Genomic DNA, 16404 nt, shown 5'->3' with positions numbered 1-16404 from the left:
ATGCTTTTTTAGCTAAGTTTGTAGCATGTACTTCTTTAGAAAAAAAGATCCAAATCGCCCAAATAACATCAATATAAAAATTATGCATTTTATTAATGCACTGGCGATTACCATTTTTCTGGCTGGTATTATCTATAAGCTCATTCAGTGGCTTGCTAAATAAAACTTAAAATCTTATGAAAGAAATTATTAATACAACAAGTGCTCCTTCGCCAATCGGACCCTATAGCCAGGCGGTAAAAGCGGGTAACTTTTTATTCGTATCGGGCCAGGTAGCTATCAACCCTGAAAATGGCGAATTAAACATCAGCAACATTGAAGACGAGACGCATCAGGTAATGCGCAATCTGAAAGCTGTTTTATTGGAAGCTGGCTTAACTTTCGATCACGTAGTGAAGTCAACAATTTTCTTAAGTGATATGGGTACTTTTGCGCAGGTGAATGAAATTTATGGTCAGTATTTTACAGCAGATTTTCCTGCGCGTGAAACTGTTCAGGTATCTGTATTGCCAAAAAATGTAAACGTAGAAATTTCTGTAATTGCCATTATAGCATAAATTGGCAAGCAGCAAGACCAAATACTTTCTCGCAGGCATTGTTCCTTATATCATTTGGGGAACAATGTCTATTCCCTTGCGTAACATTAAAGGCTTTCTACCACAAGAAATCCTTTACTATAGAATATTTGTTTCCATTGTAATGGTTTGGACGACCATTCTTCTATTCAGGCGGACCGCACTGAGAAACGATTTTACTTTTTTAGCCTCATTATCCAAGAGCAAAAAAATACAAATATCACTCTTAACCCTGCTGTCAGCATTTTTAATAACCGGTAATTGGTTTACCTATATTTATGCCGTAAATAGCGTTAGTTTAAAGGCTGCTGCTTTCGCTTATATGGTTTGCCCTTTGCTTACTGCGTTGTGTGGTTTTCTCATTTTAAAAGAACAATTAACTAAAACTAAGATAGTGGCTCTTTTAATAGCTTTTATTAGTATTCTGCTATTGGCTACTGGTTCTCTACATGAGGTGTTGTGGGCCGTTCTGATTGCATCATTTTATGCAATTTATGTTATCGTATTAAAGGTGATTCAGGGAGTAGATAAGTTTAATTTTTTGGGTGTTCAACTTATCCTTTCAGGATTAATGATTTTGCCGCTTTACGTTTCGCATGCTAATGCCTTCCCTGTAGATCCCTTCTTCTGGTCGCATATTTTTCTAATTGCAATTGTTTTTACCATTATACCGCTATTTTTGAATTCTTATGCGCTCCTGGGGATGCCATCTTCGGCACTTGGTATTCTGATTTATCTGAATCCAATTGTAGCATTTGCAGTAGCCTTTTTCTATTTTAAAGAGAAAATAGATATTCATCAGCTCTTTGCTTATTTGCTTTTGCTCTTCTCTATCGTTATTTTTAACGCACAATTGCTAAAAAATCTAGTTTATAAAAAACAATAGTTGCCTTGTTCAATTCGATTTTAGATACACCTATAGCGTTTATTAAAGGCGTAGGACCAAGTCGTGCAGATGTTTTGAAGAAAGACTTAGGTCTGTTTACTTTTCAAGATATGCTGGCGCACTATCCTTTTCGCTACATCGACCGTACAAAGTACTTTAAGATTAATCAGATCAATCCCGATTCGCAATACATTCAGATTGTTGGACGGGTAATTAATAAAAAAGTAATTGGCGACAAACGGGCAAAACGCATCGTAGCTGTTTTTAAAGATGAAACCGGAATCATGGAGTTGGTTTGGTTTCAAAGTTTAAAATGGGTAGATGAAAATATTGTTGTTGGAACGGCTTACGTAGCTTTTGGTAAGCCTGTACTCTTTAATGGTACATTTAGTATTTCGCATCCTGAAATGGAGTTGTACCAGAACAAGCCACAAGGCAGGGGCAATTTAACGCTACAGCCCGTTTACAATTCTACAGAAAAATTAAAGAAGTTTACCTTGGATTCTAAAGGTATTCAAAGGCTAATAGCCGGCTTGCTTGATCAGGTAATTCAACAGGTGCCAGAGAGCTTGCCGCAGTATATTATTGATAAGTACCAGTTGCCGGATAAGAAAACAGCATTATTAAATATCCATTTCCCCAAAAACCAGCAAGATTTAAATGCAGCAGAAAGGCGCTTAAAATTTGAAGAACTTTTTTTTATTCAATTACAGTTATTGCACAATAAGCAACTACGCCAGCTGAAATTTAAAGGCGCCAGTTTTGAAAAAGTTGGTGAGAAGGTCAATCGGTTTTACAAGGAGTTTCTACCCTTCGAATTGACTAACGCCCAGAAAAGAGTAGTGAAAGAAATCCGGATAGATACGCAGCGGGCGGTGCAGATGAACCGGCTTGTGCAAGGTGATGTGGGAAGCGGTAAAACTGCTGTAGCCTTGATGAGTATGTTATTGGCCAACGATAATGGCTATCAGGCTTGTATGATGGCGCCAACGGAAATTCTGGCCAGGCAACACTATGCATCTATCACCGAATTGGTAACGGATGACTTGGTTAAAGTAGCCATCCTCACCGGAAGCACGAAAAAGAAAGACCGGACCATTTTACATGAGCAGCTGGAAAGTGGTGAGATTGATATTCTGATTGGAACCCATGCACTGATTGAAGACAAAGTGAAGTTTAAAAACCTTGGTCTGGTCGTAATTGATGAACAACACCGTTTCGGTGTGGAGCAACGCGCCAAACTCTGGCGTAAAAATATTATTCCTCCTCATATTTTAGTGATGACGGCTACGCCAATACCACGTACGCTAGCCATGACTTTATATGGCGATTTAGATGTCTCTGTGATTGATGAACTCCCTGCCGGAAGAAAGCCTATAGAAACTAAACATCTTTTTGAAGGACAGCGTCTCAGAATGTTTGGCTTTATGAAACAAGAGATTGCAAAAGGTCGCCAGGTTTACATTGTTTATCCATTAATTAAAGAAAGCGAGAAATTAGATTTGTTGCATCTGGAAGCAGGAGTAGAACAATTAAGTTATCAGTTTCCGCGGCCCGATTATCAGATTAGTATTGTGCACGGGCAAATGCCAAATGCCGATAAGCAATTTGAAATGCAGCAGTTTATTGATGGTAAAAGCCAGATCATGGTGGCTACCACAGTAATTGAAGTAGGTGTAAATGTTCCAAATGCGTCGGTAATGGTGATCGAAAATGCGGAACGTTTCGGACTTTCTCAGTTACACCAGTTACGCGGCCGTGTTGGAAGAGGGGCTGAGCAATCTTTTTGCATTTTGATGAGTGGTAATAAACTTAGCAGGGAAGGGAAGGTGCGATTGGAAACTATGGTGCGTACTAACAATGGATTCGAAATTTCGGAGATTGATTTGCAGCTTCGTGGCCCCGGTGATATTACGGGTACTCAACAAAGCGGTGTGCTCGAATTGAAACTTGCTGATTTAGCAACTGACCAGGCAATTTTATCAGAAGCCAGAAATACGGTAATTGAACTATTTGAAAAAGATCCTCAATTATTGCAGCCTGAAAATGCAATGTTAAAGGCACACCTGCAAAAGTTGGAACGCGGAATTTCTTTCGATAAAATTTCATAAAACCAATCTCTTGGTTAGTTCGTAAAATTATTAATCTTACTACAAACGTATTTTCTAAACGTTACAAGAATAATTTACTTCGTATTATTAATTCTGCAAAGCTCGGTTTTGTACGAGTAACCCCCCTCCAAATTATCATTTTGCCCCTTTAATTTAAACTGAAGTATTCTTATATTGCGTGTAACCAAATATAAAAGTGCAATCACTAACGCTGATTACGCAAACTATTTAAGCAATTATTTTATCTCGAAAATTTAAGTTTTTGTGCTACAGCTCATATAACAACGAGTATATAAAAGCTTGCAATACTGAAATTCGATAGATTATCTTAAGATAGCGATCTTTTAGTTGGTTAATTCAGGTGTCTTCTTTATAGGAGTGCAGCTGATCAAAATTTGTGGATTTTCCACAAGTATTAAAGTGTATTACAATCAATATCTAACCAAATAAATTGTAGAACTATGAAAAAAAATCTGTTGAGGGATTTTGCCAGATCAAGCATTTTTTTCGCTTGTGGCAGTTGTCTCATTTTTTCTCCAGTTAGCAGTATCGCTGCTAAAGCGCCTTTAAACAAGAATTTATCATTTGGTCTTAGTCGTTACCTTTTTGCTGATATCATAGTAAGGGGTGCTGTTACTGATGCAAAAGGCCCAGTTCCGGGGGTAAGTGTGAAGCTGAAAGGTGGAACCGCCGCTACCGTGACAGATGGTGCAGGTAAATTTAGTATTAAAGTACCCGAAGATGCCACCCTGGTATTTAGCTACGTAGGCTATACCGATCAGGAAGTGGCGGTAAAGAATCAAACTAATCTTACGGTTCGTTTATTAGAAAACAACCAAAACTTATCCGAAGTGATTGTAGTGGGTTACGGAACACAAAAGAAAGCAGTGGTTTCTGGAGCAGTAGCCGCGGTTAAAGGTACCGAACTGGCTAAGTCTTCTTCTGTAAACTTATCAAATTCACTGGCGGGTCGTTTACCTGGGGTTACAGCACTGCAAGGGAGTGGAGAGCCAGGTTATGATGGATCAACTATCCGCATTCGCGGTATAAACTCCTTAGGTAATAATAATGCCCTGATTGTAATTGATGGAATTCCTAACCGTGCGGGAGGACTAGACCGAATCAATCCAAACGATATTGAAAGTGTTTCGGTGTTGAAAGATGCCTCTGCAGCAATTTATGGTTCGCAGGCTGCCAATGGGGTAATTCTTGTTACCACCAGGTTGGGTAAATCCGGTAAACCTCAGTTTTCTTACGATTTTAGCTATGGCTTACAACAGCCTACGCGAATTCCTAAAATGGCTAATTCCACTCAGTATGCCGAAATTCTGAATGAACTTAATATTTTTGGTTCAGATCTAAATCCTAACGAATGGTCGGCTGCATGGAATAGCTTTAAATCTACGGGCACCTATCAATCAACCGCCGGCAAGACAATTAATGCGGCATACAAGCCAGATGAAATTCGGAAACTAGGTGATGGATCTGATCCATTACGTTATCCAAACACGGATTGGTTTGATACCGTTTTCCAAAAATGGTCTCCACAACAAAGGCATAACGTACAGATAAATGGCGGTTCTGAAAATGTAAAATATTTGGTTTCGCTGGGTTATTTAAATCAGGATGGTTACTATAAAAATTCTGCTACGGGTTATAAACAATACGATATGCGTTTTAACCTTGAGGCGAAACTGAGTAAATACATCACGGCAACGCTTGGGGTTACGGCAAGAGAAGAGAGCCGGAATTTCTCAACGGTAGCTGCTGGTGATATATTTCGCTTTTTAATGCGTGGAAGGCCTACAGAGATTGCTAAATGGCCAAACGGATTGCCAGGCAGGGATATTGAATATGGTTATAATCCCGTGGTATCAACAACTGATATAACAGGATATAATAAAGATATTAGAGATTATTTCCAATCAACAGGTAAGGTAGAAGTTAGGATTCCGGGTGTTGATGGATTAAAAGTAACGGGTACGGCAGCTATTGATAAATATTCTGGCAGGCAGAAAAACTGGCAATTGCCCTGGACGCTTTACGATTGGGATAAAAAGACTTTTGAAGCAGATGGTGTAACACCTGTTTTAACAGGTACGATCCGTTCACAGTACACCGACCCAAGGCTTAGGGAAACTGCGGGTGGGCAGCTGGCCACGAATTTAACCGGAATGATCAACTACGATAAAAAAATAGGAGATCATACGATTGGTTTAATGGCTGGTGTAACAAGAGAGGAAGTTGCGAATGATGGTTTTACAGCATTTAGAAGATACTTTCTCTCATCAGCAATAGAACAGTTGGTGGGCGGAGATGAACGCGAACAGAGCCTTGGGAATAATCCAGGTGATCCGAATAACTTATTTAATCGTGCACGACTTAGTTATTTCGGTCGGGCGGGTTACAACTATAAAGAGAAATACCTGGCCGAATTTCTTTGGCGTGTAGATGGTTCCTATATCTTTCCAACTAACAGGCGTTTTGGCTTTTTCCCAGGTGTATCAGTCGGCTGGCGATTATCAGAAGAAGATTTCTTCAAAAACAATGTCAGCTTTGTTAATAACTTAAAATTAAGGGCTTCTTATGGTCAGATGGGTGCTGAAGCTTATTTTGGAGATGCTTTACAAGAGTATCAATACCTGAGTTTAATGAACTTTGGCAGTTATATTTTTAATGATGTAATCACGAAATCTTTGTCTGAAGGTAAAGTCCCTAACCTGGATTTTGGATGGGAAGTGGCTAATAATATGAATGTTGGTTTAGATGCATCATTTTTAAATAACAAACTGGCCTTAGAATTTGATTATTTCTACAATAAAAGAACAAATATTTTAATCAGTCGCGGCAGTTCTGTTCCGGAAAGTTCTGGGATAACGGATCAATTACCACCTGTTAATCTGGGGAAGGTAAATAATAAAGGTTTCGAGTTCAAATTAAGTTATAACGACCAGGTAGGCGATTTAAATTTCGGCGTAAGTGTGAATGGTGGTTATGCTAAAAATAAAATCGTTTTTTGGGATGAAACACCTGGCGCCCCAGAATGGCAGCGTTCTACCGGAAAGGTAACCAACTCCTGGCTAGTATACGATTATGACGGCGTATTTAAAGATCAGGCCGAGATTAGCGCCAATACTGTAAATTATAGTGCCTTAACCAATAATCTTCGCCCTGGCGATATGAAGTTTAAAGACATTAATGGTGATGGCAAAATCAATGCTGATGATAAAATCCGTTTAGATCAAAATGGAACACCAACATTTACAGGTGGTTTTAATTTAAATCTTCAATACAAAGGGTTTGATTTATCGATGTTAATTCAAGGTGCTACAGGCGGGATGCAGATTGTAGGTGTTACCGAATCGGGTGATATTGGTAACTTTTTAGATTGGTCTTATCAAAACCGCTGGAGCATCGATAATCCTAGTTCAGTAGATCCACGTTTATCAAATCGGGGAGCAACTTATTACACAGATACCAATAATGCCTTAAACAATACTTATTGGTTACGTAGCAATAATTACATCAGGCTAAAAAACGTAGAAGTAGGTTATACGCTGCCCAATAAAGTGGTAGAAAAGGTTGGGCTAAATGCTGTTCGGGTTTATGTGAACGGTCTTAACCTGGCTACGCTGGATAAAGTAAAAGTATGGGATCCTGAATCAACCAATTCCAGCGGACAGTACTATCCTCAGGCAAGGGTAATCAACATGGGAATTAAAGCCTCTTTCTAAAGATGTTCGGCTGTTTATCAATAATAAAGAAAAATATGAAAGCAATAATTCAACATAGAACGCTATATATATTAGTTTTAATCACCTTGTTTGCAACGGCTTGTAAAAAGGAATTTATGGATGTGGCACCGCCTGATAAGATCTCTGCAGATTTGGTCTGGAATGATCCGGCACTGGCCCAGGCCTTTGTAAATGATATTTATAATGGTTTAAGTAGTGGCGGTTTTTCAGAGCAAATGTTAGCATCAGTTTCTGATGAAGCACTATTTACGCACCCTACCCGCGGGATAGATTTGGTTAACAACGGAACGATAAATCCTTCTACATTGGGCTGGGTAGATGATACCTGGGGTTATAAACAAATGTACAACAGAATTAGGGCATGTAATACTGTTATCGAAAGAATTGCCGGAGGAACTAATGGCTTAAACAGTCAGTCTATCAAAGATCAGTTACTGGGTGAGGCTTATTTTCTGCGTGCCTACTATTATCAGCAACTTCTCCGTTTTTACGGTTCGGTGGCCATTATCACTAAAACTTATGCATTGAACGATGATTTTAATGTGAAACGCAATACTTACGAAGAATGCGTCAATTTTATTGTAAAAGATTGTGATGAGGCAGCAAAATTACTAGCCGGAAAAACTTTAGATAAAGGACGTACAAATGCATTAGCTGCATTGGCGCTGAAATCCAGAGTATTAATTTATGCCGCAAGTGATCTTCACGACCGGACAAAACTTACCGCTAAAATCAGTGGAATAGCAGCGCAAAAATTAGATTTCCTTTCTTATGCATCGGGTAACCAAACTGAACGGTACCGGTTGGCACAAGCAGCGGCAAAAGCTGTTTTAGATGCTGGTACAGGTTATAAATTAAATCTTTCCGCACCAGCTACCGATGGTCAACTTAACTTTAAAAGCATTGCTATGGGCGGTGGCAGTAAAGCACCTGGTATTGATGCAGCAGCAGCAACAGAGTTAATTTTTGGAAGATATTTTATCACCCTAAGCAACAACAGGCATGGGCAACAAAACGGCCCCAATGGTTACCACAACTGGGCTGGCAATACACCAATTGGTTTACTGGTTGACGATTTCGAAATGAATGATGGTAGTAAGTTTAGCTGGACTAATCCCCTGCAAAAGGCCAATCCATACCAAAACAGAGATCCACGCTTCTATGCTACAATTCTGTATGATGGTGCAACCTGGAAACCACGTGATAAAGCATCCGGAAATGTAGATCCAGCGAACCAGATTCAAACTGGTGTTTACGATTTAGCCAGTGGTGGAACGGTAACTGAATTTAGAGGTTTAGATACCCGGGCCAGTTCAATTGAAAACTGGAATGGCAGCTGGACAGGCTATTATTATCATAAATTCATCGATCCAGATCCAAATCTTGTAGAGGCATCTGCACCTCAAACCATTCCTTGGCCATTTTTTAGGTATACTGAAGCAGTATTCAACTACATTGAGGCCAGTATCGAATTGGGTGAGTTAGATAATGCCAGGACCTGGTTAAACAGAATTCGTTACAGGGCTGGTATGCCAGCGATAACAGCAACCAGTCAGTCAGATTTGAGAACAATTTATCGCCATGAGCGCCGAATTGAAATGGCTTATGAAGAGCAGCGCTATCATGATACCCGCAGGTGGTTAATTGCTGAAGAAACTTTAGGAAGAAAGGTAACTTACATTAAAGTAACGGGTAAATTTAAGCCTGGTAAAACGATGTCGGCCCCTTATCATTATGACGCTACTGTTTATGATTATACCTATACTCCGGTAGTTGAAAATGCTCAGGAAAACCGCAGTTGGGACAATAAACTTTATTTCAGGCCATTTAGCCGGGATGAAGTGAATAAAAATAATTTACTGGAGCAGAACCCAGGATATTAATATTTGATTCACGCTTATTAAACCCGATGTTAAACCAATGGTTTATTCATCGGGTTTTCTTGTTTTATTGATTATTCATATACTACTATTTTACTGTCTGATAGAAAAATAAAACGTTTAACTGATAATAGTATTTAATTCTAATCTTACTTTTGTACATAAATATTCTCTAGTGTCAGATTCAAATTCCGTTATTGTAAAACAAGATCCATTCGCAGCTTTGCGTTATAAAGAATTTCGTTCTTTTTTAGGCATGCGTTTCTTTTTTACACTTGCTTACCAAATGCAGGCTGTGGTAATTGGTTACCACATTTATGATTTAACACACGATCCGTTAAAGCTAGGCTTAGTGGGTTTATGCGAAGCAATTCCTGCTATTGGCATTGCACTGTATGGAGGTTACATTGCCGATAAAAGTGAAAAACGGGGTTTACTTCTTAAAATATTTTCGGGTGTATGGCTGGCATCTGTTTTAATGTTAATTGTGACCAGTAAGTTCCTCCATCTAAAGGAAGATTTAATCGTGCTGATTATGTATGGTTTGGTTTTTTGTATCGGGTTGGCACGTGGCTTTTTTGGTCCGGCAACCTTTTCGCTAATGGCAGAAATTATTCCGAAAGAATTATATCCAAACTCCAGTACGTGGAGCAGTAGCAGCTGGCAGTTGGCTACCATTATCGGTCCGTTAACAGGTGGTTTAGTAAATTGGCTTTGGGGAATCACCGCTGCCTATAGCGTAATTGTAGCATTGGTTACCATTTCCCTCGTTTGCATTTTCACGTTAAAGAAACATCCATCTAATTACGTACCTAAAGAAAATATCTTTCACTCACTAAAAGAAGGAATCAATTTTGTTTTTAAAACGAAAATGATGGTTTGGGCAATGAGTCTGGATCTTTTCTCCGTGTTTTTTGGTGGTGCGGTTGCTTTGCTGCCGATTTTTGCGAAGGATGTGTTTCACTTAGGCTCATTTGGTTTAGGCATGATGCGTGGCGCAGCTTCATCCGGCGCGGTAATTACCATGCTGTTAATGACTCGCTTTTCGCCGATGGGCAAACCATGGCGAAATTTACTTATTGCGGTAACTGGTTTTGGATTGAGTATTATTTGTTATGGATTGTCCAGGAATTTTTACCTTACCTTATTCTTTTTGTTTTTAGAAGGTTCTTTTGATAGTGTAAGCGTAATTATCCGTCAAACGATTATGCAATTGCTTACGCCAGACAATATGCGTGGGCGTGTTTCGGCAGTAAACAGTATGTTCATCGGATCTTCTAACGAAATTGGTGAATTTGAATCAGGCTTATCAGCGAAGCTATTAACTTTGGTACCTGCCGTAGTATTCGGTGGTAGTATGACGGTGGGAATTGCCTTTGTAACCTGGTTAAAAACTAAATCGTTAACGAAGCTGAGCCTGCAAGATATTAACGAACAAACTGCAAATAACGTTTAGTTAGTGGCAGAATCATAATTATCTATTTACATGAGGGTTGTCATGTTGGGTTTGTCGGAACACGACTTGTAACAAGCTATCGGTCGTGTTTGCCGCTGACCAAAATGATGATCAAGGAATAAATGACTAAAATGGTGCGTTTTGGTTGGTGAAGACGCAAGACCGATGATTAGATTACCAGATTAGTTTTAAAACTTCCTGTTCTTGCCCCAAACCAGGTAAGCGATTGATCCTATAAAAGGAGCGAAGAGGATAATAATAAACCACAGTGCCTTCACCGGAAAAAGCATATTGCTATTCCTTGATAGGTGATATAAAGTAACCAATATAAATGCCAGCCAGAGTATGGCGGCAATTATGATAATGATCGCTATTTGATTGCTTTCTACTTGTGCTAATAACATGTGATGAAGATTTATTAAACTTCAACAATTCTTTCGCCAATTTGTTGGCGCCACATGGCTTGATATAAACCATTTTGTGCAATTAGTTCTTCATGTTTACCTTGCTCAATGATATGACCTTTTTCCAACACGTAAATCACATCAGCATGTTTAATGGTTGATAAACGGTGGGCAATCAAAATGGTGATGTGATCTGTTAAATCAGAAACCGAACGAATCGTTTTAGTAATTTCCTCTTCTGTAATCGAATCGAGTGATGAAGTGGCCTCATCAAATACCAAAATATCCGGCTGACGTAATAATGCCCTGGCAATTGATAACCGCTGTTTTTCGCCACCAGAAACCTTCACGCCACCTTCACCAATTAACGAATCCAGGCCTTTATCTGCCCTGGCCAATAAAGTTTGACAAGCTGCCTGATTTAAAACCTTAAAGCATTCTTCATCAGTTGCCGTTGGATTAACGAACAGCAAATTCTCTCTGATCGTGCCAGAAAAGAGTTGGGTGTCTTGCGTTACGAAACCAATTTTTTCCCGCAGGGCATCCAAATCAATGTTATTGCTTGGTGTGCCATTATATAAAATCTCGCCATCTTTTGGCTGATATAAGCCTACCAATAATTTAACTAAAGTTGTTTTTCCAGAACCCGATGGGCCAACAAAGGCAATGGTTTGACCATTAAAGGTTTTAAACGAAATGTTTTCTAAAGCGTTCCGGTTTGCCGTTTGGTGTTTGAAGCCAACATTGCTAAACGTTAAGTCTTTTATTTTTTGGATAGCAATAGGGTTTTCTGGTTTTTTATCAATTGGGGTACTTAAAATCTTTTTAAAATTGCCTAAAGAAACCTCCGCCTCACGCCAGGCTAAAATCACATTTCCCAATTCCTGCAAAGGACCAAAAAGGAAAAATGAATAAAAAAGGAACGTTAAATATTGGCCGGCAGTAATGGCGTTATCGAAGATCAGTAATAACAAAACCAAAATCATGGTGCTTCGTACCAGGTTAACTGTTGTGCCCTGAACAAAGCTCATGCTCCGCACATATTTTACCTTTTTAAGCTCCAGACCTAAAATTTTATAAGTGGTTTTGTTTAATCTTTCAATTTCCTGATCGGCCAAGCCTAAACTTTTTACCAGTTCTATATTTCTTAAAGATTCTGTTGTAGAACCTGCCAGCGCCGTGGTTTCGCCAACAATAGAACGTTGAATGGTTTTGATTTTACGACTTAAATACCAGCTTACAAAACTAATAATAGGGATGGCTGTAAAGTAAACCAGCGTAACTTTATAACTGATGGAAACGGAATAAACGATTACGAAAATCATCCCGATTAAGCTCACAAATAAAATACTGATAAATGAGGTGATAAACTTTTCAGAATCCAGGCGTACTTTCTGTAAAATCCCCAATGTTTCACCACTGCGTTGATCTTCAAAAACCTGATAAGGTAATTTTAAAGAGTGTTGTAAACCATCGGCATACATTTTTGCGCCAACTTTTTGCACAATTACACTGGTAAAGTAATCCTGGAAGTTTTTCGCAATACGCGAAACCATGGCGGCACCAATGGCCAGGCCAATTAAACCTAACGAGCCCCAAAGGTACTGGCTATACGTTAATTTATCTTTTTGATTGATGAAGCGATCTAAAATTCTTCCGGTAATATATGGATCTAAGAGTGAAAAACCGATATTGAAACCTGCCAGCAATAGCGCCAGAGCCACAATCCATTTGTGGTTTTTCAGGTAGTCTAATAATAATCCCATTAAAGTTTTGTTGTTTATTCTTACAAACATAAAAAAAGGGAATGGATAAAAATCCATTCCCTTTTTTTATGACTTTTTGAAAAGATACAGGGTATCTTTCGGTGACTAAAATCCGTATCTCAAACCGATTTGCGCCTGCCAAGGGTTACCCGTTGGTATTACAATACCGGTGTTATTTAACCGATAGTTGTAATTAGAACTTGTAGCATCGAAGCCCGTAACTGCGTATAGCGCTTGCGTACTTAAAGTTTCTGATGTACCCCAGGTTTTCTTAAACAAGTTGGCTACGTTAAACAAATCTCCAGAAATTTCTAAGCTTTGTTTTTTATTTGGGCCAAATTTAAACTGATATGCTAATCTTAAATCAACTGTACCATAAAAGCCATTTATGCCACCATTGCGTTCCGCAAAAGTACCTTCGTATTTTGTAATATAATCTTTTAAACTTTGGCTTACCTCGCCATTTGCCAATAACTTTTGTAAGTCTGTTCTAAGTGTTGCCGGTACATTTGTATTTGATGTATTAAATATGTATGCCAAATCGTTTGTGGCTACAAAATCACCATTGGTATTGCCACCAGATAATAAACTATATCTGGTACCACCAATTCCAGAATAACGAATACCTGCTTTAATTCCATGAAACGATGGTAAAGTACCATAAACTACCACTTTATTGCGGAACTGACCATTTGAATAAGTCATTTTATTCAAATTGCGAGGGTCATCAATAACAGGTAAAGATAGTGTTGCTGAATTGGCTACGTTACCATTATATGAAGTGTTATCTTTTGTATCATTCCAGGTAAAGCTGGCCGTAATTTCCCCATCTTTAAAGTATTTCCACGTACCGTCTACAACAATAGCAAATTGATTTACTTTGCCTTTGCTGTTCATTTCCAATACCCTACCAAATTTATCAGTTAAACGACCTCTTTTCCAATCGGTAGTTCCATTAACAGCAATAATACTATTTGCAGGTACATAAACTCCCCTGTTTCCTTCATTTGATAATCTGAAAAAAGGATTGGCAACCATATTTCTATCCACATACATATAGTTATTACGTGCCAAAGTTGCATAACCCGTAACGCCTATTCTTATTTTATCATTTATTAATTTGTTATATGATAAGTTTGCTTTATATACTACTGGTATTTTGGCATCCTCCGCATAAGTATTGATGGTAGGAATTTGTTGAGCCGGTAGTGACGGTGCTGAAGCACTTCCATTTCTGTAACCAATAAAATTTGGAGTAGGCACGCCCGTACCTGTAACATCAACTGTTGCAAAATGCTTACCATCAAATGTTAAGTTGTTAATGGTAACATAATTGTTCACATCTGAGCCAAAAATCCCGGCTCCTAATCTAACGTAATCGGTATGGTTTTCGTTTACATCCCAATTTAACTGGATACGAGGTTGAATCAAAAATTGCTTTAATTCATTATCTGTTCTTACACCAATTGCATCAAACAGTTGTTGATTAAGTGGCGATGTTGGGTATTTGCTATAGTCCAAACGTAAACCACCTGTAAAATCTAAACCTTTACCAAGCTTAGTTTGCATTTGGCCATAAATTGCAGTATTCCATAATTTACCTACAACAGTTGGGTCTGCCACTAAAGGTACTTCTCTGTAATAGCTGATAGGTATTAAATTTTCGAAATTTTGTAAAGCAGTTTGAGTATCACCCGATCTGTTAAAGGTAAATCGTCCATTTACTTCACTGCCATACAATGATTTTGCATGGGTGTACATAATGTCCACACCAAAAGTGTATTTAATTTTATCCGTGTTATAGTAAAGATTGTCTACAAATTGCAAAACGTTATTGGTGAAACCTTCCTGCCCGAAACGGTGCCCGCCAATTTGAACCGCAGTGTATTTATTGCCAGCAGGAGTAATAGATTCTAAGTTAGAAACAACAGCTCTTGGGATGGCAAAACCTAATTCATCGTTTTGAGTACTGGCCTGGTAGGTGTACAAATGCTGTACTTTTAACTCGTTGGTTACTTTACTGCTAATGGTTGAACGTAAAGTGGCTAACAAGCTATTGTCAACATTTTTATCATTTCCGTAGCTTTCGTAAAAGTTTATCGCTGTATTATCTGCTAAACCCAATGGGTTTCTATCATTGGTGTAATTATCTCTAACTGTTAATAAGTTCTTATCATTAATTTGCCAATCTAAACGTAAGAAACCAGCATCCGTTCCTCTTTTTTTGTCGAAAGAACCATATTGAGGCGTATTCGCTACACCATATTTGTTTCTGGCAACATTTAAAAAGTTATTAAGTGTGGCATTGGTAACATTGAAACGGGCTTCATCTGCTGGTGAATTGATATCTGCAATAATCAATGGACGAGAGTCTCTTTGATGATCCCAAACGGCAAAGTAGTGTAATTTGTCTTTTATGATTGGTCCACCTAAGCTAAAACCATACTGGTAAGTAGAGAAATCATTAACTCTTTTGTTTCCTCTGATATCATATTTGCTGGCTAAAAAGTCAGCCCTGTTATATGCAAATGCACTACCTGTAACTTCATTTGTTCCTGATTTGGTAACCGCACTGATGGTACCACCACCCGAACGACCTAAACTTACATCGTACTGGTTCGTTACTACTTTAAACTCTCTTACACTTTCTATCGAGATGGAATACGGTGCACCACTTCGGCTGGTTGTACTACCTGCTGATGTAGGATTTTTTGCCGTCATACCATCAATAGTAAAGTTGGTAGAAGAACCCAATTGACCAGCAATTCCACTTGGTCCGGCCAGTGGAGATAAGTCTGTTAAGCTGGAGAAGTTACGGCCATTTACGGGTAAAATGTTCATTGTTTTTGATGAGATTTCTGTAGAGGCACCAAATTGCTGAACTTTATTTCTTAATGAAGATCCATTAATTTCTACACCACCAAGGTTTTGAGAAGTCTCCTGCATGTTAATGACTACCGATACTGCATCGCCCTGGTTTAACATAAAGCCTGTTCTGTTTTGCTCTGAATAACCAATGTAAACTGCCTTAACAGTATACGGGCCTCCTAAAGGAAGTTCTTTAAAAGTGTATTCTCCTTGAGCATTGGTTGATGTTCTGGTGGTAAAGCCAGTAGAGTTGTTTTTAATTTGAATGGAAACGCCTGGAATGGGTTTCTTTTGATCATCCGTTACAATTCCGGATATGGATGCCTGAGTAGTTTGGGCAGTAGCAGTATTTTTTGCAATGCAAAACAACAGCACAACTGCAATAAGTAAATTTTTAATCATGATCAGTTTTTGATTTGTTATCTGACCGCAAAGGTGTTATTGTTGTGTTAAGTTGATTTGGATTTTATGTTATGAAATGGTTTACAAATGGTTCGGAATTAGGGTTGATGTTAAATTAAAGGTTTCTGTTTTATTAAAATTTTAGTTGATGTTTACGAGCGGGTATTTGGATATTTCGTTTGGTGTCTGCCGAATGAGTAGTTGGATATTTCGGTTGGTGAGACACGAACCGGAAGCAGCATAAGCTCTGTGGTAGGCAACATAAGCTTTGCAATAAGCAGGCAGTAGTAAAGTAGATTTT

At 38.6% G+C, this 16404-nt stretch carries 10 protein-coding genes; 7 read left to right on the top strand and 3 right to left on the bottom strand.

Annotated features, from left to right (window positions below):
• Window positions 1-25 precede the first annotated feature (25 nt).
• From SOM16_RS02495 to SOM16_RS02465, 7 genes are all read left to right on the top strand, one after another.
• Window positions 26-163: a DUF6728 family protein gene (locus SOM16_RS02495; RefSeq protein WP_320462406.1), complete on the top strand. Its 138-nt coding sequence runs from the start codon at window positions 26-28 to the stop codon at window positions 161-163.
• A 13-nt stretch (window positions 164-176) separates the two neighbouring features.
• Window positions 177-557 (top strand): RidA family protein, encoded by a 381-nt coding sequence (locus tag SOM16_RS02490; protein ID WP_320462405.1) that lies wholly within the window; start codon window positions 177-179, stop codon window positions 555-557.
• A 1-nt stretch (window position 558) separates the two neighbouring features.
• The gene (locus SOM16_RS02485) at window positions 559-1461 is read left to right on the top strand and encodes an EamA family transporter (protein ID WP_320462404.1); all 903 of its coding nucleotides are present in this window, start codon (window positions 559-561) and stop codon (window positions 1459-1461) included.
• Between the two features lie 5 nt (window positions 1462-1466).
• Complete coding sequence (gene recG / locus SOM16_RS02480) at window positions 1467-3572, top strand: ATP-dependent DNA helicase RecG (protein WP_320462403.1); 2106 nt, start codon at window positions 1467-1469, stop codon at window positions 3570-3572.
• A 461-nt stretch (window positions 3573-4033) separates the two neighbouring features.
• Complete coding sequence (locus SOM16_RS02475) at window positions 4034-7306, top strand: TonB-dependent receptor (protein ID WP_320462402.1); 3273 nt, start codon at window positions 4034-4036, stop codon at window positions 7304-7306.
• Between the two features lie 35 nt (window positions 7307-7341).
• Entirely contained in the window at window positions 7342-9210 is a 1869-nt protein-coding gene (locus SOM16_RS02470; protein ID WP_320462401.1) for a RagB/SusD family nutrient uptake outer membrane protein, read from the top strand.
• Window positions 9211-9382: 172 nt separating this feature from the next.
• Entirely contained in the window at window positions 9383-10663 is a 1281-nt protein-coding gene (locus SOM16_RS02465) for an MFS transporter (RefSeq protein WP_320462400.1), read from the top strand.
• Between the two features lie 188 nt (window positions 10664-10851).
• On the opposite strand, the gene SOM16_RS02460 is transcribed toward SOM16_RS02465, so the two are convergent.
• The 3 genes from SOM16_RS02460 to SOM16_RS02450 all read right to left on the bottom strand — a co-directional run bounded on the left by SOM16_RS02460 (window position 10852) and on the right by SOM16_RS02450 (window position 16103).
• The gene (locus SOM16_RS02460; protein ID WP_320462399.1) at window positions 10852-11067 is read right to left on the bottom strand and encodes a PLDc N-terminal domain-containing protein; all 216 of its coding nucleotides are present in this window, start codon (window positions 11065-11067) and stop codon (window positions 10852-10854) included.
• Between the two features lie 14 nt (window positions 11068-11081).
• Window positions 11082-12833: an ABC transporter ATP-binding protein gene (locus SOM16_RS02455; protein WP_320462398.1), complete on the bottom strand. Its 1752-nt coding sequence runs from the start codon at window positions 12831-12833 to the stop codon at window positions 11082-11084.
• A 105-nt stretch (window positions 12834-12938) separates the two neighbouring features.
• A complete protein-coding gene (locus SOM16_RS02450) occupies window positions 12939-16103 on the bottom strand; it encodes a TonB-dependent receptor (protein WP_320462397.1) in 3165 nt (1054 codons plus the stop codon).
• Window positions 16104-16404: the final 301 nt, after the last annotated feature.

Source organism: Pedobacter sp. CFBP9032, assembly GCF_034045265.1.
GTDB lineage: Bacteria > Bacteroidota > Bacteroidia > Sphingobacteriales > Sphingobacteriaceae > Pedobacter.
The sequence above is the reverse complement of the archived record's forward strand: the minus strand, read 5'-3'. Positions and strand labels throughout refer to the sequence as shown.

Coding starts and splice junctions, on each gene's coding strand:
- SOM16_RS02495 (WP_320462406.1), top strand. CDS start 26: ATGTACTTCTTTAGAAAAAAAGATCCAAATCGCCCAAATAACATCAAT.
- SOM16_RS02490 (WP_320462405.1), top strand. CDS start 177: ATGAAAGAAATTATTAATACAACAAGTGCTCCTTCGCCAATCGGACCC.
- SOM16_RS02475 (WP_320462402.1), top strand. CDS start 4,034: ATGAAAAAAAATCTGTTGAGGGATTTTGCCAGATCAAGCATTTTTTTC.
- SOM16_RS02470 (WP_320462401.1), top strand. CDS start 7,342: ATGAAAGCAATAATTCAACATAGAACGCTATATATATTAGTTTTAATC.
- SOM16_RS02460 (WP_320462399.1), bottom strand. CDS start 11,067: ATGTTATTAGCACAAGTAGAAAGCAATCAAATAGCGATCATTATCATA.
- SOM16_RS02455 (WP_320462398.1), bottom strand. CDS start 12,833: ATGGGATTATTATTAGACTACCTGAAAAACCACAAATGGATTGTGGCT.
- SOM16_RS02450 (WP_320462397.1), bottom strand. CDS start 16,103: ATGATTAAAAATTTACTTATTGCAGTTGTGCTGTTGTTTTGCATTGCA.